Consider the following 22124-nt stretch of genomic DNA (forward strand, 5'->3'; position numbering starts at 1 on the left):
GGCGGCGGGGGCGCACGGCTCTCCTCCCCGAGCCGGTCAGTCGCGGCGGGGGACCGTGAGCCAGCGCTCGAGGGTCTCGACGACGCGTTCGGCCGCCCGGCCGTCGCCGAAGGGGGTGCTGGTCGGGGTCTGGGGTGCGGCCCGGGTGGCGGTGGCGACCCACTCCGCCGCACCCAGCCGAGCCGGATCGGGAACCAGCCGGTTCCATCCGCCGTCCAGGGTCTCCGACCACTCCGTCTCCGACCGAAGGGTGGTGCAGGGCCGTCCAAGCAGGTACGCCTCCTTCTGGAGGCCACCGGAGTCGGTCACCACGCCCACCGAGCCGAGGACCGCGGCGACCATGGCGGCGTAGCCGACCGGGCGTCCGACGTGCACGGCCCCCTGGGCGAGCTTCAGGCCCTGCGCCTCGGCGCGCGCCAGCAGCCGGGGGTGCGCGAGGAGGGCCACCGGGAGCGGAAGGGCGGCGAGGGCCTCGACGAGCGACGCCAGCCGCTCGGGGTCGTCGGTGTTCTCGGCCCGGTGCAGCGTCGCGAGCAGGTACGGCTGGTCGGGGTCGACGCCGCTGGGCAGGTCGGGACGCGGATGCGCGCCCGCGAGCACGCCGTCGCGGACGCGGAGGCAGACGTCGACCATCACGTCGCCCGTCACGACGGCCCGGTCGGCGAGCCCCTCCCGGGTGAGGTGCCGCAGCGCGTCCTCGGTCGGCGCGAGCAACAGGTCCGCGGCGTGGTCGGTGAGCACCCGGTTGTGCTCCTCCGGCATGCGTCGGTTGAACGAGCGTAGTCCGGCTTCCAGGTGCGCCACCCGGATGTGCTGCTTGACCGCGGCGACGGCGCCGGCCAGCGTCGAGTTCGTGTCGCCGTACACCAGCACCCAGTCCGGTCGCTCGGCCTCGAACACCGGATCGATCGCCGCGAGGATGCGGCCGGTCTGCACGCCGTGGCTGCCGGAGCCGACCCCGAGGTGGACGTCGGGGTCGGGGATGCCCAGCCCGGAGAAGAACACGTCGGACAGGTTGACGTCGTAGTGCTGGCCGGTGTGCACGATCACGTGCCGGTGATCGGTTCGGGCGAACGCCGCCGCGACCGGTGCGAGCTTGACCAGCTGGGGGCGTGCTCCGACGACGCTGACTACCTTCACTGTGCTGGCTCCCGGAGTGTCGTGACTCGTGGCGGCGGAATGAGGGCAGAATCGCGCGCGTTCGTCATGCCGCCCAGATCCTTTCCTGGCGGCAACACAATACGTCATGCCGGGGCGGGTCGGTGGGTGCCGGGTCTTTTCTTCCGGGCCCGTTTGTTCCATTTTCCCTATACCGACAGATGTCTATACTGCCTGTTCCTTTGCTGTATGTCATCGTGGTCGAGGGTGTTGGTGGCCGGCCGTGGAACAGAAGTCAAACAATGAGAGAACTGTCATGTAATTGCGAAGGAATTGTGGCCGAACTGCCTTGATGGCATCGGTGGTTACCGTAAACTCGCCGGGTCTTCGCCGGAGTCGCCTAGGGGAGAGGCAGTAACAGCCATCATGGACGTGAACGGTGCCGCCGCGACGCGGCGCGCTCGGGGCCGGATCGTCATGCTGGTCGACAACGGCGTCCGGGGCGACTCCCGGGTGCAGAAGACCGCCCGCTCCGCTGCCGAGGCCGGCTGGGAGGTGATCCTGCTCGGCAGGCAGACGGACCCGGCCGAGAGCTCCTTCCGGCTCGGCGACGCCGAGGTGCGGTTGCTTCCCGTCCCGACCGACGTCAACTACCCGTCGCTGTTCCGGCGACGCTCCCTGCGCCGGCCGCTCGCGTACCCGGCGGGTAGCCGGCACCTCAACTACCGGCTGGCCTCGGTGCAGGCCTGGCGCGCGGACCTGGTGGCGCGGTCCGCCGCGCTCCGGACCGGGTCGACCGGTGGTCTGGCCGGGCTGGTCGGGCGGGGGCGGATCGCCGTCGGCCGGGCCGCCGCGACGCTGCTGGACAAGTGGGTACGGTTCCGGGCCCGCGAGACCCGCCGGCTGCGTGAGGTGCGGCAGAGCCCGGACAGCCTGCTCAACCGGATACCCGTCGCCTTCTGGACCACCGTGATGGGCGACCGTAGCTGGCGCCGGCTCGACCCCTCGCTCTGGAGTTGGGAGCTGGCCTACGGCAGGGTCATCGACCAGCTGGAGCCCGACCTCATCCACGCACACGACGTCAAGATGATCGGTGTCGGCGCCCGGGCCGCGCTGCGGGCTCGGGCCAGGGGCCGGCCGGTGCGGTTCGTCTGGGACGCCCACGAGTACGTGCCCGGGCTGCGGCCCCTCGCGGCGTGGTGGCTGCCGGCCCAGGTCGCCCACGAACGCGAGTACGCCCGGTACGCCGACGCGGTGGTCACCGTCTCGACCGCCCTGGCCGACCTGCTCCGCGCCGACCACAAGTTGCCCGAACAGCCGACGGTGGTGATGAACGCGCCGGTGACGAGACTGTCCGAGGAGGAGCTGGCCGCGCCGGTTCCGGACCTGCGGGCGTTGTGTGGGATCGACCGGGACACCCCCCTGCTGGCGTACTCGGGCGGGATCAATCCGGTCCGGGGTGTCGACCTGGTCGTCGAGGCGCTTCCCAGCCTGCCGGGGGTGCACGTGGCGATGCTGTCGCTGCATCCGTCCGGCAGGAACAAGCCCGCGGACGAGTTGTACGAGCGGGCCGAGCGGCTCGGCGTCGCGGACCGGGTCCACCTGCTGCCGTACGTACCGCACTGGCAGGTGTCGAGGGTGTTGGCGGCGGCTGACGCGGCGGTGAGCCCGCTGCACCACCTGCCGAACCACGAGATCGCGTTGAGCAACAAGTTCTTCGAGTACTCCCACGCCCGGCTGCCGCTGGTGGTCAGTGATGTCCGGACCATGTCGGAGGTCGTGCGGTCGACGGGGCAGGGCGAGGTGTTCCGGGCCCAGGACCTGGCTGACTTCGTCCGGGCGGTGAAGCTCGTGCTCGCCGATCCGGAACGGTACCGGGCCGCGTACGACCGGCCCGGCCTGCTCGAGGAGTGGAGCTGGGAGGCCCAGGCCGAGATCCTCGACCGGCTGTACGCCCGTCTGCTGCCGCAGGCCCCGCCCCGGCAGCACCCCGGGGTCGGGGACCCGGGGAGCGCCGTGTCCGGTCCGGCGATGGCGGCGACCGGGGCGTGACCCGGGATCGTCACCCGGCCGGACGTGCCGTCGCGCCGCCGGCCGGCAGCCCTGACGACCACAGGACGAGCACGGACAAGGAGACTCGGATGCCCCCTCGTCGGGATGTGGCGGTCATCACGCCCTGGTACCCGACCCGGCAGACGCCGTTCGGTGGCGCGTTCGTACGGGCCATGGTGGCGGCGACCGCCTCGGCGCGCGATCGGGCCACCGTGTACCACGTTGACGGCTGGGGTGCGCACGTCGGTCCGCGGCAGGATCACGCCATCGCCCGGGCGCACCGGTCGCTGCTGACCCACGCCCTCCGGGAGACCACCACGGTGACGGGAGCACGGCTGTGCTACGTCCCGGTGCCGGTGCGGGTCGGCATCTCCTTCGCCGAGTTGGCGACCCGGTACGCGGAGGCCCTGCACGTCGCGCTGGACGGCCGGCGCATCGACGCGCCGGTGGTGCACGCGCACGTGGGCCTGCGGGGTGGCTGGACGGCACTGCAGAACGCGCGCCCCGACGCCCGGGTCTTCGTGACGGAACACTCGACCTTCCTGCCCAGCGTCCTCGCCGAACCCGACTCCCGGGCGATGTACGACGAGGTGATCCACCGGGCCACCGGCTTCTTCGTGGTGGGCGAGACGTTGCGCGCCATCCTGGTCTCGGCGTTTCCGCACCACGCCGACCGCATCGGGATCATGCCGAATCCGGTGGACTTCGGCCCCGTGCGGTCCGACCCGGTCACCCGGCTACGCCGCTGGCTCTTCGTGGGCTCGCTCAGCGACCGCAAGGGCGTGGCCCTGCTTCTCGACGCGTTCGCCCGGTGCCGGGCCGACGAGCCCGACCTCACGCTGACATTCGTGGGCGAGGGGAGGCTGCGGGCCACGTTGGCGGCGCGGGCAGACGCGCTGGGCGTGGCGGAGGCGGTCACCTTCGTCGGCTCGGTCATGCCCGACCGGGCGCTGGAGCTGATGCGGGAGCACGACCTTCTGATCCATCCCAGCCGGCTGGAGACCTTCGGGATGACCGTGGTGGAGGCGGTCGCCGCCGGCATGCCGGTGCTGGTGACCCGGTGCGGCGGGCCGGAGGAGACGCTGGCCGGGATCGAGGACGCCGCCGGTGGGCTGATCGACGTCGACGACGACCCGGAGACCATCGCCGCCGGCTACCGGCGGCTCCGGGACCGCTTCCCCGACGGCGTCGACCTGGCGTACGCCCGTGCGGTGCTCGCTGACCGGTACGGGTACGACGCGGTGGCGGCGGCTCATCGGCGGATCTGGTTTCCCGATGCCAGCGATACGGTGGCGACGGTGCGGGCGGGGCTCGGCACCGGCGATGTGGGGGAGTGACCGTGCGGGTGTTGTTCCTCGCGCTCGGCGGCAACCGGGCACGGGCCGCGGTGGAGGAGTCGGCGCAGGTGGTCGCCGTCGGCGGCCGCCCGGTGGTGCTCGTCGACACTCTCCGGCCCTGGCGACGGATGAGCTTCGACCCCGCGGTCGAGGTCGTCGAGCTGTCCACGCTGGAGTCGACGCGGATGCCGGTCCGGCTGGAACGGGCGGTGCTGTTCACGGTCCCACGCCGACTGTTCCGGGTGGTCGGCCGTGGCCCGCTGCGTCAACCGGCTCGCCGCGTCTCCGCCAGGTACGAGACCCGCGTGGCCGAGCGGCTGCACCGTCAGGTGGTCCTGCCGATGATCCGGCCACGGTGGGGCGAGGGGACGTGTCCGGTGCTCCGTCGGTACCTGGCGAAGGGAGGGGACCTGGACGCGATCGTGGTCCTGGATCCGGCCTCGATGCCGTACGCGGCAGGACTGGTGGCGGGCTACCGGAGCGCCGGTACGAGACCGCCCCGCCTGGCGTTCGGCATCGACCACCTTCTGAGCTTGCGGGACTCCGGGTAACCGTGACCGGCTCGCACGCGTCCCCGCACCGGGAGGCCGAGCCGGCCCGCCGACCGCGGCTGCTCTACCTCTCCTTCTACTTTCCGCCCTCCCGGGCGAGCGGTGTCTACCGGGCCCGGGCCACCGCGAACCACCTCGCGATCCGCGGCTGGGACGTCACCGCCCTCGCCGCGCCACTCGACTTCCTGCGCGACGTGCTCGGTTCGCTCGACACCGACCTGGCCGCCACCGTGGATCCCCGCATCCGGGTGGAGCGTCCGCCCCTGCACCGGTTCGCGTGGGAGAAGGACCTGCGCCGGTACGGGAGGTTCCGTCGGACGTTCCCGCGTTCCGCGCAGAAGCTCTACCAGCTGAGCCAACGACTGGGCTTCCCGGAACACTACGCGTCCTGGGGTCTCGCCGCGGTGGCGCGAGGGCTTCGGCTGCATCGTCGACGGAGGTTCGACGTCGTGCTGGCGACGGGCAACCCGTTCGCCTCGTTCGGCGCGGCCTGGCTGTTCCACCGGCTGACCGGCGTACCGTACGTCCTCGACTACCGGGATTCCTGGACCCTCGACCTGTTCACCAACGAGCCCGCCTTTCCACCCGGGCACCCGGCCTGGCGTTGGGAACGCCGGGTGCTGGCCCGGGCGTCCGGGGTGGTCTTCGTCAACCAGGCGCTGCGGGACTGGCACGCGGAACGCTATCCGGCCGTCGCGGACCGCATGCTGGTGGTGCCGAACGGCTGGGATCCCGAGCTCATCGCCGCGCCGGTGGACTCCCCGCAGATCGGTGGACCGGGCACCGCGGCGGGGGGCGCGGACGCCGCCCCGGGCCTGCGCTTCGGCTACCTCGGTACGGTCACCCGGGTCCAGCCGCTGGAGGAACTGGTCGCGGCGTTCCAGCTCGTCCGCGCGCACGGTGACCTGACCGACGCGGAGCTGCGGATCCACGGCCACCTCGGCTTCTCCCCGGCCGGCTCCGCGGAGCTGGTGAGCCGGCTCGGACTGACCGGGGACACCGGAGTCCGCTACCTCGGCCCGGTGGCGAAGACCGAGGTCCACACGGTGTACGCGGAGACGGACGTCCTGATCTTCCTCGCTGGTGGATCGCGGTACGTCACCTCCGGCAAGATCTTCGAATACCTGGCGAGCGGTCGCCCGATCGTTTCCGTGCACGCGCCGGGGATCGCGGCGGAGGAGGTCCTCGCCGGCTATCCGTTGTGGTTCACGGCCCGGAGCCTGGACCCGGCCGCGGTGGCCCGGTCGATGGTGGCCGCCGCCCGGGCCGCCCGGGAGCTCGAGCCCGAGCAGCGCGCGGCGGCGCGTCGACACGCCGACCGGTACGCCCGGGAGCTCGTGCTCTCCCCACTGGAGGCGCGGCTTCGCGCCCTGGTCTCCGGCGACCGACGGACGTAGCGGGTACGGAGGTACGTATGGGCGGCGACGGACGGGACCCGCGGTCCCGGACCATCGTGCTGCTGGCGCTCGCACCCCGGGTGGGGGAGCGGGTCGTCGGGTACGCCGGACAGCTTGCCGAGCGAGGACGGAACGTCGTGTTGGTCGTGGTGGACGACCAGCGGCGGCCCGGTGCGGAACTCGACCCACGGGTCCGGGTCGCGTCCCTGCTCCCCGCCGGACGGCGGAGCACACTGCACCTCCTGGAGCGGACGTTCGCCCCGCCCCGGCCCGCCGGTGGCGAGGTGCCGCGCCGTGCGCACCCGCGTCTCGTGGCACCGCTGCACCGGGTCGCGGCGATGTGCTACGGCCAGCTCCGGGCACTGGCGCTGGCGCGGCGGGCGCTCCGGACCGTGCCGTGGCGCGAGCTCGGCGTACCGGCCGCGATCGTCGCCGCGGACCTGGACTCGGTGGTTCTCGGCGTACGGCTGGCGCGGCGACACCCGACGGCGATCGCCACCTCGGCGCTCGATCCGGAGCTGGGGACCGGGGAGACCCGCGGGTAGCACGTATCGGTGCGAACCGAACTGCACGATTCGGTACGACGGCCGCGCCGTGCCGTACACTCGCCGGGGTTCTCGCGTGAGGCGGCCCGTGAGTAAAGGCAGCGGCACAGATCATGGACGTAGTCCGGCCGGTCAGACCGGCGATGGGTGGCGGAGGCGCGGGGATGTCCGCGTGAGCACGCCGGACGTCAGCGTGGTGGTGGTCGTCCACAACGCCATGCCCGATCTCACCAGGTGCCTGAACTCCCTCGTCCGGCAGAGCATCGGTCGGCACCGACTGGAGATCATCGCGGTGGACGACGGCTCCACCGACACCAGCGGCCGGGAGCTGGACTGGTTCGCCCGGCTGTACCCGGAGACCGTCCGGGTGATCCACCAGCCCTACTCCGGCGGCGGGCTGGGCGCGCCGAGCAACCGCGCCCTGGAGCAGGCCACCGGACGGTACGTCTTCTTCGTCGGCGCCACCGACCACCTCGGGCGGGAGGCGCTGGAACGGCTCGTGACGGCGGCCGACGCGTACGGCTCGGACGTGGTGCTCGGGCGGGTGGTGGGCCTGGACGGCCGGCACATCGACCAGTCCGTCTTCGCCGGCAACGAGATCCAGATTGGGCTCTTCGACTCGGCGTTGCCCTGGTCGCTGTCGAACACCAAGCTCTTCCGGCGCAGCCTCATCGAGCGTCACCGTCTGCGCTTCCCCGAGGACCTGGTGGTCGCCGGCGACCAGCCGTTCACCTTCGAGGCGTGCCTGCGGGCGGGCCGGATCTCGGTGCTGGCCGACTACGAGTTCTACTACGCGACCCGCCGGGTCCGGAACGGGCAGCAGGCCGGGCACCTGGACCGACTCCGCAGCGTCGAGTCGATCATGAATGTGGTGGCCCGGTTGGTGGAGCCGGGCAAGGAGCGGGACCACGTCCTGCTGCGACACTTCAGCTGGGAGGTCGCCCGGCTCGTCGAGGACGACTTTCTCCGGCTCGACCGTCCCGTCCAGGAGGAGGTGGTGGCCGGGATCCGTACCCTGGCCGACCGCTACCTCACCGACCACATCCGAGCCCAGCTGGAGATCGAGGCACGGTTGCGGATCTCCACCGCGCAGCGCGGCACGGTCGAGGACGTCATCGCGGTGATCCGGCAGGACGCCGAGCACGGCGTGCCGCCCACCATCATCGACGGGGTCCGCTGGTACGCGGGCTACCCCGGATTCCGGGACCCCCGGCTCGCCATGCCGGACGAGTGGTTCGACGTCTCGGAGTGCGCGGCGGACTGGCTCGCCCGGCTGGAGGCGATCGTGGCGACCTGGAACACCTGCCCCGACGGCGAGCGGGCGCTGACGGTCATCGCCCGGACACCCCGCCGGGACCTGATCGAGCTCGCCTCCGGGCCGATCGGACTCACCGCCGGCGACATCGTCGGTACCACCCTGGAAACCAACCGCGACAAGGGCGGCACCAACCTGCGCGTCCAGTTCCGGATCGGGCCGTTTCTCGAGGGCGTCCCGGCCGGCGGACGGCTCTATCCGATCCGCTCCCAGCTGACCGCCTTCGGCTCCGTCGGCAGCGCGCCGCTGCGGGCGCCGATCCGGCCGCCGGTCTCCCGGCTGATGGCCCGTCGGGGGGCGCGGTTCTACGTGGTCACACCGACGGTGAACCACCGCGGCCAGTTCGTCATCGCGATTACACCTGTTACTCCCCGGCGCGTCATCCAGAGGTTACGGAGGAAGCGACCGTAGGGAGCAGAGTGGCGGCATGAGGATTTGCGTCGTCGCGCTCGGAAAGATCGGCCTGCCACTCGCGGTACAGTTCGCTGACAAGGGGCACACCGTGCTGGGTGCCGACGTGTCCGAGCGGGTTGTGCAGCTGGTCAACGACGGCGCCGTACCGTTCCCGGGCGAGACCGACCTGGACGTCAGGCTCAAGGCGGCGGTGGCGGCCGGGCGGCTGCGGGCCACCACCGACACGACCGCGGCGGTCGCCGAGTCCGAGGCCGTGGTCGTGGTGGTGCCGCTCGTCGTGGATGCGGACGGGGTGCCCGACTTCGGCGGGATGGACGACGCCACCCGGGCCATCGCGGCCGGCCTCCGACCGGGCACGCTGGTCAGCTACGAGACCACGCTGCCGGTCGGGACCACCCGCAACCGGTGGGCCCCCATGCTGGAGGAGGGCTCCGGCCTCACCGTCGGGCGCGACCTCTTCCTGGTGTTCAGCCCGGAGCGGGTACTGACCGGTCGGGTCTTCGCCGACCTGCGTCGCTACCCGAAGCTCGTCGGCGGGGTGGACGAGGCCTCGGCGCGGCGCGGTGTCGAGTTCTACACGGCGGTGCTGGACTTCGACGAGCGGCCGGACCTCGCCCGGCCCAACGGGGTCTGGGACCTCGGCTCGGCCGAGGCGTCCGAGCTGGCCAAGCTCGCCGAGACGACGTACCGGGACGTCAACATCGGGCTGGCGAACCAGTTCGCCCGGTACGCCGACACCGTCGGCGTGGACATCACCGCGGTCATCGAGGCGTGCAACACCCAGCCGTACAGCCACATCCACCAGCCGGGGATCGCGGTCGGCGGACACTGCATCCCGGTCTATCCCCGGATGTACCTCTGGAACGACCCGGCGGCAACCGTGGTGCGGGCGGCCCGGGAGGCGAACGCGGCGATGCCGGAGTACGCCGTGGACCTCCTCGCCGCGGCGGTCGGCGACCTGACCGGGGTCGGGGTGCTGGTGCTCGGCGCGGCGTACCGGGGTGGGGTCAAGGAGACGGCGTTCTCCGGGGTCTTCCCGACCGTCGACGCGCTTCGGCGCCGGGGCGCCACGCCGTACGTCTCGGATCCGATGTACACGGCCGGCGAGTTGACCGCGCTCGGCCTCCCCGCGTACGCCGACGAGCCGGTGACCGCGGCGGTGGTCCAGGCCGACCACGCCGAGTACCGGACCCTCGGCTCGGCGGACCTGCCGACCGTACGGGTGTTGGTGGACGGTCGACGGGTGACCGACCCGGCGCGCTGGCCCGGCGTACGCCGGGTGCTCATCGGCGGCTGAGCCGGCGGCGCGCTCCGGCCACCGCGGTCCCCGGGCATCCCGGGCCGGTGGTGCGTCGTCCCGCGTCACGGACCGGGCGTCACCGCACGCGTCCCGTGCCGAGCCGGGTGCGGGCCGGGTGACGTCCCGCCCGGCCCGCGAGGCGGCGCCGGCCGGACTCAGCACCTCCCGGCGTCGACGGCGGGCGGCCGCTCCGGGTCCCGTGAGACCACCTCGCCCCGGGCGTCGACCCAGCCCCTCGGCCGGGCGGGGTTGCCGGCGACGAGCTGGTACGGCGCCACGTCCCGGGTGACCACCGAGCCGGCGGCGACCATCGCGTACTCACCGATCTCGACGCCGCAGACGATGGTCGCGTTCGCGCCGATCGACGCGCCCCGACGTACCACGGTCGGGGTGATCTGCCAGTCCGGGTTCTGCGCCCGGGGCCGCAGGTCGTTGGTGAAGACCGCGGACGGGCCGACGAAGACCTCGTCCTCGATCGTCACCCCCTGGTAGACGGAGACGTTGTTCTGGATCTTCACCAGGTCGCCGATCACCGCGTTCGCGTCCACGTAGACGTTCCGGCCGATCACGCAGCCGGCACCGATCCGGGCGGTGGAGCGGATGTGGGCGAGGTGCCAGATCTTGGTGCCCGCACCGATCTGGGCACCCGCGTCGACCTCGGCCGACGGGTGGACGAAGACGGTGTCGGGCAGGGAGGGGTTCTCGGTCATCGCTCGATTCACGGGTCGACGGGAGGCGCCCGGGCGTACCGCGGCACCCGGGCCGGTCAGGGCGGCGGCACGGACGATGTCGCCCGGCGCCGCGTACGGAGCGCGACCGGCGTCGCGGCTCGGGCGAAGCATAGCCGGCCCGGACGCCCCGGTGACCGGTCGAAACGGCGACGAGTCGGCGGCGGGTCGGTGTCGGATCGGTGGCCGGCACGTGTCCGGGAGGTGTCCTCACCCGGGTGGGTGGAGCGGGACCTCCGGCCGGTAGATCCGGAAGGTGGCGATCTCGGTCACCGTCGCCGCCACCTTCCGGTCGCGCAGCAGGCGCTGGAGCGACGCCTCCGCGGGACCGCCGGCGGCGAGGACGAAGGCCGGGTGCCCGGCCTCCCGGATCTGCCGGGCGTACGGCCGGTAGCGGTCCTGCCCCGGCCGCAGCCGGTCGTCGAGGACGGCGCAGACGACCCGTTCCCGGGCGTTGAAGACGAGCCGGTTGCAGGTCCAGTACTCGCCGTAGACCCGGGTCAGGCCCGCCCGGCGCAGCGCGTCGGCGAGCTCGCGGGCCTGCCGTTCCTCGGTGCGGATCGTGCCGATCTGGCCGATCAGCTGTCCGGTTGCGGCGAGCATCAGCGCCACGAGGAGGGCGAGTACCGCCACGGCGAGGAGCCCGCCCAGCCGGGCGGCGGTCCGGGCCGCGGCGCGACCGGTCCACCGGGCGACCAGCCAGAGCGGCCAGAGCACCGCAGGAAGCGAGATCTGCAGGATCGACAGGTACCGCGCGCTGGCGAGCGGCGCGGTGGCGGCGAGCGCACTGCGGGCGTACGCCGCGAGGGCCAGCACCCCCCCGACGAGGAGGGCGAGCTGCCCGACGTACCGGAGCCGGGCTGCCGCCCGGGAGACGGCGGGACCGTCGCGCGCCTCCCCGACCGCGGCGTCGCCGTCCGGCCGTACCGGGGCCGCCGTCGGTGGTCGCGTCGCCTCGGGTGTCCCCGTCGCCCCTCGGGGGCGCGTCGCCTCGGGCGTCCGTGACGGCGATCCGGCCGCCGTGGGGTCGGGGCGGAGCATACCGCGTACGGCCAGCGCCACCGCGGCGAGTACCAGGGCCGGATAGAGTCCGCCCCACCACATCTGCTCCGGGGCGCAGCCGTCCGGTGGGCAGAGGCCGGTGGCGAGCGGAATCCCGACCAGCACCGCCCCGTACAGGCGGTCGGTGGCCGTGGTGACCACGGCCGCCCCGTCACTGACCTGACGCAGCACCGACACGGAGTCCTGCCCGGCCGGCGCGGTCAGGTTGTCCACGATCAGCGGGGTGACCCCGACCAGAAACCCACCGACGACCAGCGGCCCGGCCCGGCCGAGCAGGTCCCGCCAGGTGCCGGCCAGCAGCAGCCCGACTGCGGCGATCAGGTACGGCAGCACCAGCCAGTCGTCCCAGACACACAGCCCGGCCAGCAGGCCGAAGAGGGCGAACCCCCACCACCGGTGTCGGGTGGAGTGCTGCCCGAGGGCGAGGGCGATCAGCAGCAGGCCGAGCACGGCGGGCTTGATCTCGGGACGCCCCCCGACGGTGGTGATCTGGTCCCGCACCACCCGCTCGGAGCCGAGCGCGAGCAGGCCGACGGTGGCGGTGGCCAGCCAGGGGGAGTAGAGGCGCCGGGTGAGCCGGTAGCTCAGGTAGACGAAGACCGCGTGGAGCGCGAGCAACGGCAGCCGGAGCAGGGGCCAGCTCGGGGTGAACAGGGCGAAGAGCGGCGCGGCGAGGTAGCTCTCCACCGTGCCCATGTAGTGCTGACCGTAGAGAAAGATCGGAAACTCCCGGCCGGCGGCGATGTGCATCGCGGCGAGGCCGAACGTTGCCTCGTCGCTGTTCGATCCCGGCACGGTGAGCAGGATCAGCACCAGGCGGTAGGCGACCCCGAGCACCCCGAGACCGAGCGCCACCTGGCCGGGCCGGTCGAGCGACCGGACCCGCCGACCCCCGCGCGGCATCGCCACCGACACGACCAACGCCCCCGTCGTCGCCCCGCCTCGGAGTCTGTCACAGCCGACCCGGCTCGCGGCCTGGATCGGCGCAGTCCGCCGGCGTATCGGCTGGTCACGAGCGAGAAGTGGATCTGTCGTGACCGGGCCGGCGGCGCTGTGGCAGGGTGTCATGGTGTCGCTGATTCCCGCCGGTCCGGCGCCCGCGCCGCGGCTGCACCGAGCGGCCCGGATCGAAGATGCGGTACACCAGTTCCTCGCACGTCGACTCGGGCAGGGCGGCTGGGACGTCACGCTCGTCCCGTACGCCGGCTACGGCGCGCCCGGCTGGGTCCGGGTGCTGGGCCGGGTGCTGCTGACCCGGCTGCGCCGCCGACCCCGCCGGCGGCCCGAGAAGCTGCGGGGCTGGCGGAGCTTTGCCACGTTGCCGGTGCAGCACGCCCCGGTCGTGATCGAGGCGGGCGGCACCCGACACGAGGCCCGGGCCGACCGGAGCGGCTTCGTCGACCTCGTCGTCGACGCCGAACTGGACCCGGGCTGGCAGAGCGTACGGCTGACCAGCCCCGGGGCCGAGCCGGTCGACGCGCCGGTCCGGATCGTCGACCCGACGCTGCGGTTCGGCATCGTCTCGGACATCGACGACACGGTGATGGTCACCGCCCTGCCCCGGCCACTGCTCGCCGCCTGGAACACCTTCGTCCTCGACGAACACGCCCGGATGGCGGTTCCGGGAATGGCGGTCCTCTTCGAACGGTTGGTCAACGCCCACCCGGGGGCACCGGTGCTCTATCTCTCCACCGGTGCCTGGAACGTCGCCCCGACCCTGACCCGTTTCCTCTCCCGACACCTCTATCCGGCCGGACCGTTGCTGTTGACGAACTGGGGACCGACGCACGACAGATGGTTCCGCAGCGGACGGGAGCACAAGCGGACGACGCTGGTTCGGCTGGCCCGGGAGTTCCCGCAGATCCGGTGGCTGTTGATCGGCGACGACGGCCAGCACGACCAGGAGATCTACGCCGAGTTCGCCGCGAAGTACCCGGACAACGTCGTCGGCGTGCTGATCCGCCGGCTCTCGCCGACCCAGGCGGTGCTGGCGGGGACGTTCCCCGCCCCGGCGGACAGCCCGGACGGCGGTACGGCCGCCGGGGCGCTGGGCGAGCGGTGGCTGACCGCCCCCGACGGGGCCGGGCTGTGGCGGCTGCTCCGTGAGGCCGAGTTGGTCTGATCCGGCCGGGTTCGGGAGCGTCGGCGCGTCGCCGCCTCGGCGGTGCGCGCGCTACGCCGACGCGTCGCCGTCAGCCGCGGCCTCCGCCGCCCGGCGGCGGTCTCGGCGGCCCCGGGCGAGCTCGGTGCCGAGGGCGTCCAGCCGCTGGCTCCAGAACCCTCGGTACCGCTCCAGCCAGCGGTCGATCTCCCGCAGCGGGGTGGGGTCGACCGCGTAGAGCCGCCGGGTCCCCTCGGCGCGGACCGTGGCGAAGCCGTTCTCCCGGAGCACCCGCAGGTGCTGCGAGACGCCCGGCTGCGAGATCCCGAACTCCTCCTGGATGACCGCGCTGACCTCGCCGGCGGGCCGCTCGCCGTCGGCCAGCAGCTCCAGGATCCGTCGCCGGACCGGGTCGCCGAGTACGTCGAACGCGTGCACGGACGCCATTTTCTCAGCGCGTACTTATATAGGGAAATCCGGTCGAGCGGCTGCCGATCCGCCGCCGGCCCGCGCCACGTCCGCCGGCGCCCCCGATTCCCGGACGGCCCCGCCCGCCGATCATCCTGACCCGGGCCGGCTGGCCGCCCGGAGGCGCACGAACGGTGCGGCGCCCGACCCGCCGCGCGCGTCACCCGAGGTGCGACGCTCCCGCGTCATTCGGGGTGTACCGCTGGGCCGGGCCGCAGTAGTCGGGGCGCGGGCTGTCCGAGAGCAGCGAGGCCCGGCAGACCTGGACGACGACCGAGTCGATGGGGCCGCGCGCCAGGTCGGCCCGCAGCGCCACCTCGATCGCGATCTGGGTGTTGTCGACCCGGTGCACCACCTCGTCGACCAGGACGTCCTTGCTGTACGCCGAGTACGTCGCGTAGCTGAACCGCAGGTCGTCGAGGCAGATCCGGCTCGGGTCGTCCCGGGACGGGCGGTCGATCAGGTACCCGGTGAGCAGGACGTCGGCCTGGCCCGGTGGCGCGGTGATCGGGCGCCAGTCGAGCAGGCCCTCGGTCTGGCCGTACGGACAGCCGTCGCCCGAGTCGGCGGCGAAGCGGACGACGGACGCGCGGGTGGTCGCCTCGGCGGCGAACCCGGGGTCGGACGGGGCGGCACCGGCGGCGAGCAGCGCGGCGGCGACGACGGTTGCCGCCCGGCGAATCGATCGCGGCATGAGCTTTCCCTCTCGGACGGTTTGTGGGGTGGCGGCCCCGGGCGGGCCGGCCGGCCACCTGGGCGGGCCCGGACCCGAGCCGGACAACCGCGGATGTCGCGCGCCGCAATACATATCGATGTCTTGTCGAGCCAGCGCGTCTACGACCCGGCCGGTGGGTGGCTGGTTCGGCGGCGGCATCGCGAGCCGGCGCCCCCCGGACGCACGCGAACTCCAACCCGGGCCGGGCGAACTCCGGCACGACCAGGGCGAAACCCCGGCCCGGGCTGGGAGAGTCCCTGGCCGGCGCGGTGGGTTGGTCTCAGCGCTCGATGATCAGGTTGATACCTATCGTGATCATGGTGATCGCGATCAGGCTGTCGAGGACCCGCCAGGCCAGCGGACGGGCGAAGATCCGGCCGAGCAGGCGGGCGCCGTACCCCAACGCGGTGAACCAGACCAGGCTGGCCAGCGCCGCGCCGGCGCCGAACCACCAGCGCCCGACCGGGTCACGGGTGTTGGCGAGCGAGCCGAGCAGCAGGACGGTGTCGAGGTAGACGTGCGGGTTGAGCCAGGTCAGCGCCAGCACGGTCAGCACCGCGGTACGCAGTGACGCTCCACCGTCGTCGGCCGGGGTCAGCGCCTGGCGACGAAACGCCCGCCGGGCCGCCAGCAGCCCGTAGCCGACGAGAAACGCGGCGCCGGCCCAGCGTACGGCGGTGAGCACCACCGGGGCGCGCGCGACGATCAGGCCGATCCCGGTGATGCCGGCCAGGATGAGGACCGCGTCCGAGGCGGCACAGACGGCGACGATCGGCAGGACGTGCTGAGCCCGGATGCCCTGCCGGAGCACGAAGGCGTTCTGGGCGCCGATCGCCACGATCAGGGAGAGCCCGACACCGAATCCGGCGACCAGGCCGGAGAGGAGCCCGGCGGGAAGCGGAAGGTTGGCGGAAGCGGTCACGGGCCGACCCTAAGGATCGGAGCGGGGGCCACTCCAGCTAATGATTCTTACCTAAGATTAGGGTTGCTTATGTGGACGTGCAGTTCGAGCAGCTTCGTACCTTCGTCGCGGTGATCGACCAGGGCTCGTTCGAGGCCGCCGCCCGCCAGTTGCACGTCACCCCCTCCGCGGTCAGCCAGCGGATGAAGGCGCTGGAGACCGCGATCGGCCGGGTGCTCGTCGAGCGCGGCAAACCGGCCCGGCCCACCCCCTCCGGCGAGGTCGTGCTGCGGCTGGCCCGCCAGGTCGCGCTGTTGGAGCGCGACGTCCTGGACCAGCTCGGCGACGACTCCACCGCCACGGCGGCCGGGTTCACCCGGATCCCGATCGTGGTCAACGGCGACTCGCTGAACACCTGGGTGCTGCCCGCGCTCGCCGCCGCGGTCCGGGCCGGGATCTGCGTGGACGTCTACCGGGAGGACCAGGACCACTCCGTGGAACTCCTGCGGCGGGGCACGGTGATGGCCGCGGTCACCTCGGAGGCGCGCCCGGTGCAGGGCTGTGCGGTTCGCCGGCTCGGCCGGATGCGGTACCGTCCGATGGCCAGCCCGGAGTTCGTCCGGACCTGGCTGCCCGACGGTCCGACGGTCGCCAACCTGGCCCGGGCGCCGATGCTGGTCTTCGACCGGAAGGACGACCTGCAACACCGCTACCTGCGCCAGCGGACTCGTCAGCCGCTGGACCCGCCCCGCAGCTACCTGCCCTCCTCCGGGGACTTCCCGGAGGCCATCCGGCTCGGGCTCGGCTGGGGGATGCTGCCGGGCCAGCAGATCGCGCGCTACCAGGACTCCGGCGCGATCGTCCCCATCGACCCCGACGCGGTCCTCGACGTACCGCTGTACTGGCAGCAGTGGCGGCTCGACTCCCGGCTCCTCACGGCGCTGGCCGACGCCGTCGCCGCCGCGGCCGCCGCGTCCCTGGAGCGGTAGCCCGACCCCTCCGGCCCCGGCCGCCCCGTGTCCGTCACCGGGCCTTCCGGGCCATCCCGGCTCCCCTCGTCCCGGGGTGGCGCGACCCGTCCCTCGACGTCCGGGGGGCGCGACGGTTCGTCAGACGGTGACCCGCTCGCCCGCATCGGGCCGCGTCGCGAACGTGCCGGTGCGACTCGCGTTGGCCGCGGTCAGGCAACCGAGAACCGCGACCACCGCGAAGCCGAAGAACAGCAGCTGCGCGGAGCGGGTCGTCGAGGGCGCGCCGAGGTTCACCAGCACCCCGCCCAGGGCGGAGCTGAAGGCGAGCGCGATCAGCTCGACGGTGTTCGCGCCGGCCGACGCCTTGCCCGCCTCGGCCGGGTCGTCGGACACGCCCATGGTGGCCACGACCAGGTGGGGAAACGCGATGCCGATTCCGGCGCCCGCGGCCATGAGACCGACAAACCAGGCCCCGACCGCGAGGAGTCCCGCGTGCTCCCACTGGGTCAGCCCGGCCAGCGTCAGACCGGCGGCGAGCACGGCGGGCCCCAGCGCGCACAGCCGCCGGATCGTCCGCGGGTCGGAGGCGTTGGCGCTGAACACCATGCTCGTCGACCAGCCCAGCGACACGGCGGCGCCCAGAAAGCCGGCCACCAGCGGCTCCAGCCCTGCCAGCCGCTGGCCGAACAGCGGGGTGAACGCCTCGGTGGCGGTGCCGGCCGCGAGGACGGCGATGGTCAGGTACAGCCACATCAACGGATTCGCCGCCGAGTACGTCATCGCCGGCAGGACCCGTACGGCGGCGCGGCGCTCCCACGCCACGAATCCCGTCAGCAGCACCGCGGCCACCACCCCGGCGCCGGCCAGCTGCCACGGCTGCTCCAGCAGGCTCGCGACGCTGATGACGGCCGTGGTCGCGGTCAGTAGCGCCAGCGAGACCACCGGCATCGGTTCGCCGGCCGTCGCCCGTTCCGGACGCGGCAGCACCCGCGACGCGACGACGGCGACGAACGCGCCCACCACGGCGAGCACCACGAACGCGAGTCGCCAGGCGGAGAACTGGGCGAAGACGCCTCCGATGGCGGGACCGGCGAGCGTCCCGACGCCCCACATCGCCGAGACCAGGGCGGTCGCCGTGGCCCAGAGCCGTTCCGGCAGCACGGCCTGCACCACCGCGTAGCCGAGGCCGGCCAGGATCCCGCCACCCACGCCCTGCAGCGCGCGGCCGCACAACAGCACCACCATCGTGGGGCTCACCGCGCACACGACGGTGCCGATGACGAAGGGCGCCAGCGCGATCAGGTACGCCCCGGCCGGCCCGCGCCCACCGAGCAACCGGCTGACCAGCATGGAGGAGATCACCGAGGCGATCATGAATACCGAGGTGCTCCAGGCATAGAGCCGCTCCCCTCCGATGTCCTCGGTGGCCGTCGGCAGCAGGCTCGTGGTGAGGAAGACGTTGATCGCGTGCAACCCGACCCCGCCGGCCAGGACGGTGGCGATGCCGACGTGTCCAGGACCGAGCAGGTCACGCCAGCGTCCGCGTGGATTTTCCGCAACAGTGGACATGCGCCGACCGTAGGATCTCAAGAGAACTTGAGATCAATCGAGTGCGTCGGAGGTCACGGGCGACGCCGGCGGTGGACCGCCGAACGCCCGGGTGCACCCCGGGGCGAAGGTGCGCGGCTCGGTGCCGAAAGGGGTGGAGATCGGCCGGCACACGTCGTCCGCAACGCCATCCTCGGCAGGAACGTGCGGGGTACCGGAGGGTACGGCGATCGGCGTCGAGCCGACGCGGGACCGCGAGCGCGTCGCGGTCTCCGACCATGGGATCGTGGTGATCGACAAGGGGCACCGGGTCGAGGCCTGACCCGGTGCGGCCGCCACGGCCCGCCCGGCGTCGGACCGGTCGGCCCGGGTCCCGCCGCGCTTGGACACGCGGCGGAGCCCGCCCGGGCACGGTGATGGCCGCGGTCACCTCCGAGGCGCGCCCGGTGCAGGGCTGTGCGGTTCGCCGGCTCCGCGGCCGCCGCGTCCCTGGAGCGGTAGCCCGGCCGGTCGTCGCCGCGGGTGCGCGCGTGCCCGGTCAGTCTGGGGCGGACGCGAAGCCGTCGAGCACGGCGGCCACGGTGACCCGCACGGTCCGGTGGACCGGTTCCCCGGAGTCCAGGGCGATGACCGCCGCGTTGATCACCCCCTGGAGCAGCCGGGCGGCCAGCTCCGGCTGCGGGTGGCCCAGCGTGGTGAGGATCGGTACCGCGCTGGGCATCAGCTCCTGGTGCAGCTCCCCGATGCGCTGCCGGGCGGCGGCCGACAGCGGCGCCTCGGCGATGGCGTGGGCCAGCCGGTGCCGGGTGTCCCGGGCGGCGGCCAGTTGCGCCCGGACGAAGGCGACCAGCCGGCCGCGGGGAGTGCGCTCGCGGGCGACGGCCCGCTCGACCCTGGCCGCGACCTGCGGCAGCGCCTCCTCACACAGCGCCACCGCCACCTCGTCCCTGGTCCGGAAGTACGAGTAGATGGTGGGGCGGGCCAACCCGGTGCGCTCGGCGAGCGCGCCGAAGGTCAGGGCCGGATAGCCGCCGGAGAGCAGCAGGTCAGCCGCGGCGGCGAGCAGAGCACCACGCCGGAGGGCGTGGTGCTCCGTCACCGTCGCTGCGTTGATCTTCGGCATCAACCGGATGCTAGTCCGTCGACGCCCCGCTCCTCGCCGTTCGGCTGAGCCGGCCGGGATACCAGACCGCGGGTCCGATCAGCCGGAACAGCGCCGGCACCAGTGCGCCCCGGATGACGAAGGTGTCCAGCAGGATGCCGACCGCCATGGCGAAGCCGAACTGGAGCAGGGAGTTCAGCGGCTGGGTGGTCAGGACGGCGAAGGTTCCGGCGAGGATCAACCCGGCCGAGGTGATCACCCCACCGGTGCGGGTCAACGCCACCCGGATGCCCTCCGGGAAACCATGCCGGGCGCTCTCCTCCCGCACCCGGCTCGCCAGCAGGATGTTGTAGTCGACCCCGAGCGCGACCAGGAAGATCAGCGAGTAGAGCAGCACCCGGCTGTTCGTGCCGACGTGGTCGCCGAGTACGACCCAGGTCAGGATCGTCACGCCGAGCGCGGACAACAGCGACAGCGCCGTGGTGGCCAGCAGCACCAGCGGGGCGATTAGGGCCCGGAGCAGGAGCACCAGGATCACCAGGATCAGCACGCCCATGGCGCCGGCCACCACCCAGAAGTCACGCCAGTCGTGGGTGCGGTTGTCCAGCGCGTTGGCGCTCTCACCGCCGACGAGCACCTCGCCGTCGGGCACAGCCTGGCGGGCGCGTTCCCGGACCCGCTCGGTGCGGTCCAGGGCGGCCGGGCCGTACGGGTCGTCGCCGTAGACCACCTCCAGCCGGGCGACCTGACCGTCGGCGGAGGGGATCGGCGGGCTCACCTGGCTGATCCCGTCCATCCCGCGCAGCGCGGCGGCCACCGTGGCCGCGTCCTGTGCGGGCGTGTCGCTGCGTACCAGCACGGTGGTCGGCGCGAGTTGCCCGGCGGGGAAGGCGGACGCCAGCAGACGCTGCCCGCGCAGGGAGTCGCTGTCGGCCCGGAAGTCGCTGATCAGGTTGGCGTTCGGGGTGTAGCCGAGCACCCCCAGGGCGAGGGCACCGAGGACGGCAAGGCTCGCCACGGCGACGGCGACCGGACGGCCCAACACCAGGTGGGCGACGCGGCCCCAGAACGAGCGCTCGCCCGGGTCCCGTGCCACCTGCCGCATCGGCCAGAAGGCGACCCGTCCGAGCAGCACCACCGAGGCCGGCACGAAGGTGAGTGTGACCAGCAGGATCATCGCGACGCCCAGGGCGAGGAACGGACCGAACTCCCGGGTGGCGGGGACCGTGGCCAGCAGCAGGGTGAGCAACGCGAGGACGACGGTGCAGCCGCTGGAGACGATGGGCTCGCCCACCTTGCGGACGGCCGCGCGCATCCCGGCGTACCGGTCGTCGGTCGTAGCCAGTTCCTCGCGGAACCGCATCAGGATGAACAGGGCGTAGTCGGTGCCCGCGCCAAACAGCAGCACCGTCATGATCGAGGTCGAGGAGGAGTCGATCCGGATGATGTCCGCCTCCGCGAGCGCCGCGCCCACCGCGTTGGTGACCTGCATCGCGATCCCCACGCCGAGGAGCGGGATCAGGGCCAACACCGGTGATCGGTAGATGAGCAGCAGCAGGACGAGCACCAGCGCGACGGTCATCGCCAGCAGGACCAGGTCGGCGTTGCGGAAGACCTCGACGGTGTCGGTGACGATGCCGGCGGGGCCGGTGACCCGGATCTCCCGGTCACCCTCGCCGGTGCCGGCGATGGCGCGGATCTCGCGTACGGTCTGCGAGAAGCGCTCGTCGGTGCCGGCGATGCCCCGGATCGGCACCAGGATCATGGTGGTGGTGCCGTCGGGCGACACCAGACTGTCCCGCATCTGCGGCACGGTGACGGTGGAGAGCACCGTGGTGACGCCCTCGGGTGCTTCCGGTCCGGTCAGCGTCTGGCTGATCCGGGCCACCTCGGCGTCGTCGGCGGCCCGCAGGCCGTTGGGGTTACGGATGACGATCAGCGCCGGAATCCCCTGTTGGTCGGGGAACCTCTCCAGCAGCAGGTCGCGGGCGGCGGCGGACTCGGCACCGGCGACCGGAGCGTTGGCACTGCCCGGCTCGGTGACCTCGTCCACGCTGGGGGTCAACCGGGGCAGCGCTCCGGCCAGCACGATCCACAGCGCCACGACGAGCAGCGCTCGCGGGCGCGAGCCGGCGACCAACCGGCCCAGTCCAGCCATCATGGCGGGTCCTCGCCTTCGTTTCGTCGGACGCGCTGTTGATAACATCCCGACACTCTGTCGGAAAAACCGGGGGTGCCCCCGCCCTCCGGCGACGGCGGGCGCGCCGGTCCGGCCCGGTCGGCGACGCGTCCCGGCCGGCGGATCGGGACGGGGACGAACGACGCAAGCCGCGTACGCGGGTTTGCCGCCTCCGTTACCGTCAGGTCATGTCTGCCAGGGTCCTCGCAATCGTGCCCGCCGGGGGAGAGGGCAGGCGGCCGATGCCGCGCACCGCGGACCGGGTCACGCCCACCGTCCCGTTCGGCGGCATGTACCGCATGCTCGACTCTGTGTTGTCCGACCTGGCCGACGGCCGCGC

At 73.0% G+C, this 22124-nt stretch carries 19 protein-coding genes; 10 read left to right on the forward strand and 9 right to left on the reverse strand.

All coding sequences use genetic code 11. The features are described from left to right. Positions 1-36: 36 nt before the first annotated feature. The gene (gene wecB / locus EF879_RS08505; RefSeq protein WP_123556464.1) at positions 37-1140 is read right to left on the reverse strand and encodes a non-hydrolyzing UDP-N-acetylglucosamine 2-epimerase; all 1104 of its coding nucleotides are present in this window, start codon (positions 1138-1140) and stop codon (positions 37-39) included. Positions 1141-1524: 384 nt separating this feature from the next. Here wecB and EF879_RS08510 point away from each other — a divergent pair, with 384 nt between their 5' ends. From EF879_RS08510 to EF879_RS08540, 7 genes are all read left to right on the forward strand, one after another. Beyond that, on the forward strand, positions 1525-3150 hold the full coding sequence (locus EF879_RS08510; RefSeq protein WP_199736241.1) for a glycosyltransferase family 4 protein: 1626 nt from the start codon (positions 1525-1527) through the stop codon (positions 3148-3150). Between the two features lie 89 nt (positions 3151-3239). Next, positions 3240-4487, forward strand: a complete 1248-nt coding sequence (locus tag EF879_RS08515; RefSeq protein WP_233604316.1) for a glycosyltransferase family 4 protein — start codon at positions 3240-3242, stop codon at positions 4485-4487. Positions 4488-4489: 2 nt separating this feature from the next. After that, a complete protein-coding gene (locus EF879_RS08520) occupies positions 4490-5038 on the forward strand; it encodes a hypothetical protein (protein ID WP_233604317.1) in 549 nt (182 codons plus the stop codon). A gap of 59 nt (positions 5039-5097) precedes the next feature. Next, complete coding sequence (locus EF879_RS08525; RefSeq protein ID WP_123556947.1) at positions 5098-6435, forward strand: glycosyltransferase; 1338 nt, start codon at positions 5098-5100, stop codon at positions 6433-6435. Between the two features lie 17 nt (positions 6436-6452). Then, entirely contained in the window at positions 6453-6980 is a 528-nt protein-coding gene (locus EF879_RS08530) for a hypothetical protein (RefSeq protein WP_123556467.1), read from the forward strand. Between the two features lie 172 nt (positions 6981-7152). Further along, complete coding sequence (locus EF879_RS08535) at positions 7153-8706, forward strand: glycosyltransferase (protein ID WP_123556469.1); 1554 nt, start codon at positions 7153-7155, stop codon at positions 8704-8706. 16 nt (positions 8707-8722) lie between these two features. Continuing rightward, positions 8723-10006 (forward strand): nucleotide sugar dehydrogenase, encoded by a 1284-nt coding sequence (locus EF879_RS08540; RefSeq protein WP_123556471.1) that lies wholly within the window; start codon positions 8723-8725, stop codon positions 10004-10006. Between the two features lie 158 nt (positions 10007-10164). Here the strand turns inward: EF879_RS08540 and EF879_RS08545 are convergent, their stop codons facing one another. Together EF879_RS08545 and EF879_RS08550 are read right to left on the reverse strand one after the other, a co-directional pair. Beyond that, positions 10165-10719 carry an acyltransferase gene (locus EF879_RS08545; RefSeq protein ID WP_123556949.1) on the reverse strand — a complete coding sequence of 185 codons (555 nt, stop codon included), beginning with the start codon at positions 10717-10719 and terminating at the stop codon, positions 10165-10167. 228 nt (positions 10720-10947) lie between these two features. After that, positions 10948-12702 (reverse strand): hypothetical protein, encoded by a 1755-nt coding sequence (locus tag EF879_RS08550; protein ID WP_148086387.1) that lies wholly within the window; start codon positions 12700-12702, stop codon positions 10948-10950. 163 nt (positions 12703-12865) lie between these two features. Here EF879_RS08550 and EF879_RS08555 point away from each other — a divergent pair, with 163 nt between their 5' ends. Then, positions 12866-13921, forward strand: a complete 1056-nt coding sequence (locus tag EF879_RS08555) for an App1 family protein (RefSeq protein ID WP_123556951.1) — start codon at positions 12866-12868, stop codon at positions 13919-13921. A gap of 51 nt (positions 13922-13972) precedes the next feature. Here the strand turns inward: EF879_RS08555 and EF879_RS08560 are convergent, their stop codons facing one another. The 3 genes from EF879_RS08560 to EF879_RS08570 form a co-directional block, all read right to left on the reverse strand. Beyond that, the gene (locus EF879_RS08560; RefSeq protein ID WP_199736283.1) at positions 13973-14338 is read right to left on the reverse strand and encodes a helix-turn-helix transcriptional regulator; all 366 of its coding nucleotides are present in this window, start codon (positions 14336-14338) and stop codon (positions 13973-13975) included. Positions 14339-14528: 190 nt separating this feature from the next. Next, on the reverse strand, positions 14529-15062 hold the full coding sequence (locus tag EF879_RS08565; RefSeq protein ID WP_123556477.1) for a hypothetical protein: 534 nt from the start codon (positions 15060-15062) through the stop codon (positions 14529-14531). A gap of 301 nt (positions 15063-15363) precedes the next feature. Further along, entirely contained in the window at positions 15364-16005 is a 642-nt protein-coding gene (locus EF879_RS08570) for a LysE/ArgO family amino acid transporter (protein ID WP_123556479.1), read from the reverse strand. A gap of 77 nt (positions 16006-16082) precedes the next feature. Here EF879_RS08570 and EF879_RS08575 point away from each other — a divergent pair, with 77 nt between their 5' ends. Beyond that, on the forward strand, positions 16083-16973 hold the full coding sequence (locus EF879_RS08575; protein ID WP_199736285.1) for a LysR family transcriptional regulator ArgP: 891 nt from the start codon (positions 16083-16085) through the stop codon (positions 16971-16973). A gap of 120 nt (positions 16974-17093) precedes the next feature. Here EF879_RS08575 and EF879_RS08580 read toward each other — a convergent pair whose 3' ends face one another. Continuing rightward, entirely contained in the window at positions 17094-18524 is a 1431-nt protein-coding gene (locus EF879_RS08580) for an MFS transporter (RefSeq protein ID WP_123556483.1), read from the reverse strand. 121 nt (positions 18525-18645) lie between these two features. Between EF879_RS08580 and EF879_RS26955 the strand changes: the two genes are divergently transcribed. After that, complete coding sequence (locus tag EF879_RS26955) at positions 18646-18825, forward strand: hypothetical protein (protein ID WP_148086388.1); 180 nt, start codon at positions 18646-18648, stop codon at positions 18823-18825. A gap of 216 nt (positions 18826-19041) precedes the next feature. On the opposite strand, the gene EF879_RS08590 is transcribed toward EF879_RS26955, so the two are convergent. Further along, positions 19042-19626: a TetR/AcrR family transcriptional regulator gene (locus tag EF879_RS08590; RefSeq protein WP_123556487.1), complete on the reverse strand. Its 585-nt coding sequence runs from the start codon at positions 19624-19626 to the stop codon at positions 19042-19044. Positions 19627-19636: 10 nt separating this feature from the next. Continuing rightward, complete coding sequence (locus EF879_RS08595; protein ID WP_158624140.1) at positions 19637-21766, reverse strand: MMPL family transporter; 2130 nt, start codon at positions 21764-21766, stop codon at positions 19637-19639. Between the last annotated feature and the right edge of the window lie 358 nt (positions 21767-22124).

The organism is Micromonospora sp. HM5-17 (assembly GCF_003762835.1).
Classification (GTDB): Bacteria; Actinomycetota; Actinomycetes; order Mycobacteriales; family Micromonosporaceae; genus Plantactinospora.

Bases quoted from the DNA above. Each gene is read 5' to 3' on its own strand.
- EF879_RS08510 (WP_199736241.1), top strand. From the start codon at position 1,525: ATGGACGTGAACGGTGCCGCCGCGACGCGGCGCGCTCGGGGCCGGATC.
- EF879_RS08515 (WP_233604316.1), top strand. From the start codon at position 3,240: ATGCCCCCTCGTCGGGATGTGGCGGTCATCACGCCCTGGTACCCGACC.
- EF879_RS08530 (WP_123556467.1), top strand. From the start codon at position 6,453: ATGGGCGGCGACGGACGGGACCCGCGGTCCCGGACCATCGTGCTGCTG.
- EF879_RS08540 (WP_123556471.1), top strand. From the start codon at position 8,723: ATGAGGATTTGCGTCGTCGCGCTCGGAAAGATCGGCCTGCCACTCGCG.
- EF879_RS08545 (WP_123556949.1), bottom strand. From the start codon at position 10,719: ATGACCGAGAACCCCTCCCTGCCCGACACCGTCTTCGTCCACCCGTCG.
- EF879_RS08550 (WP_148086387.1), bottom strand. From the start codon at position 12,702: ATGCCGCGCGGGGGTCGGCGGGTCCGGTCGCTCGACCGGCCCGGCCAG.
- EF879_RS08555 (WP_123556951.1), top strand. From the start codon at position 12,866: ATGGTGTCGCTGATTCCCGCCGGTCCGGCGCCCGCGCCGCGGCTGCAC.
- EF879_RS08565 (WP_123556477.1), bottom strand. From the start codon at position 15,062: ATGCCGCGATCGATTCGCCGGGCGGCAACCGTCGTCGCCGCCGCGCTG.
- EF879_RS08580 (WP_123556483.1), bottom strand. From the start codon at position 18,524: ATGTCCACTGTTGCGGAAAATCCACGCGGACGCTGGCGTGACCTGCTC.
- EF879_RS08590 (WP_123556487.1), bottom strand. From the start codon at position 19,626: ATGCCGAAGATCAACGCAGCGACGGTGACGGAGCACCACGCCCTCCGG.
- EF879_RS08595 (WP_158624140.1), bottom strand. From the start codon at position 21,766: ATGATGGCTGGACTGGGCCGGTTGGTCGCCGGCTCGCGCCCGCGAGCG.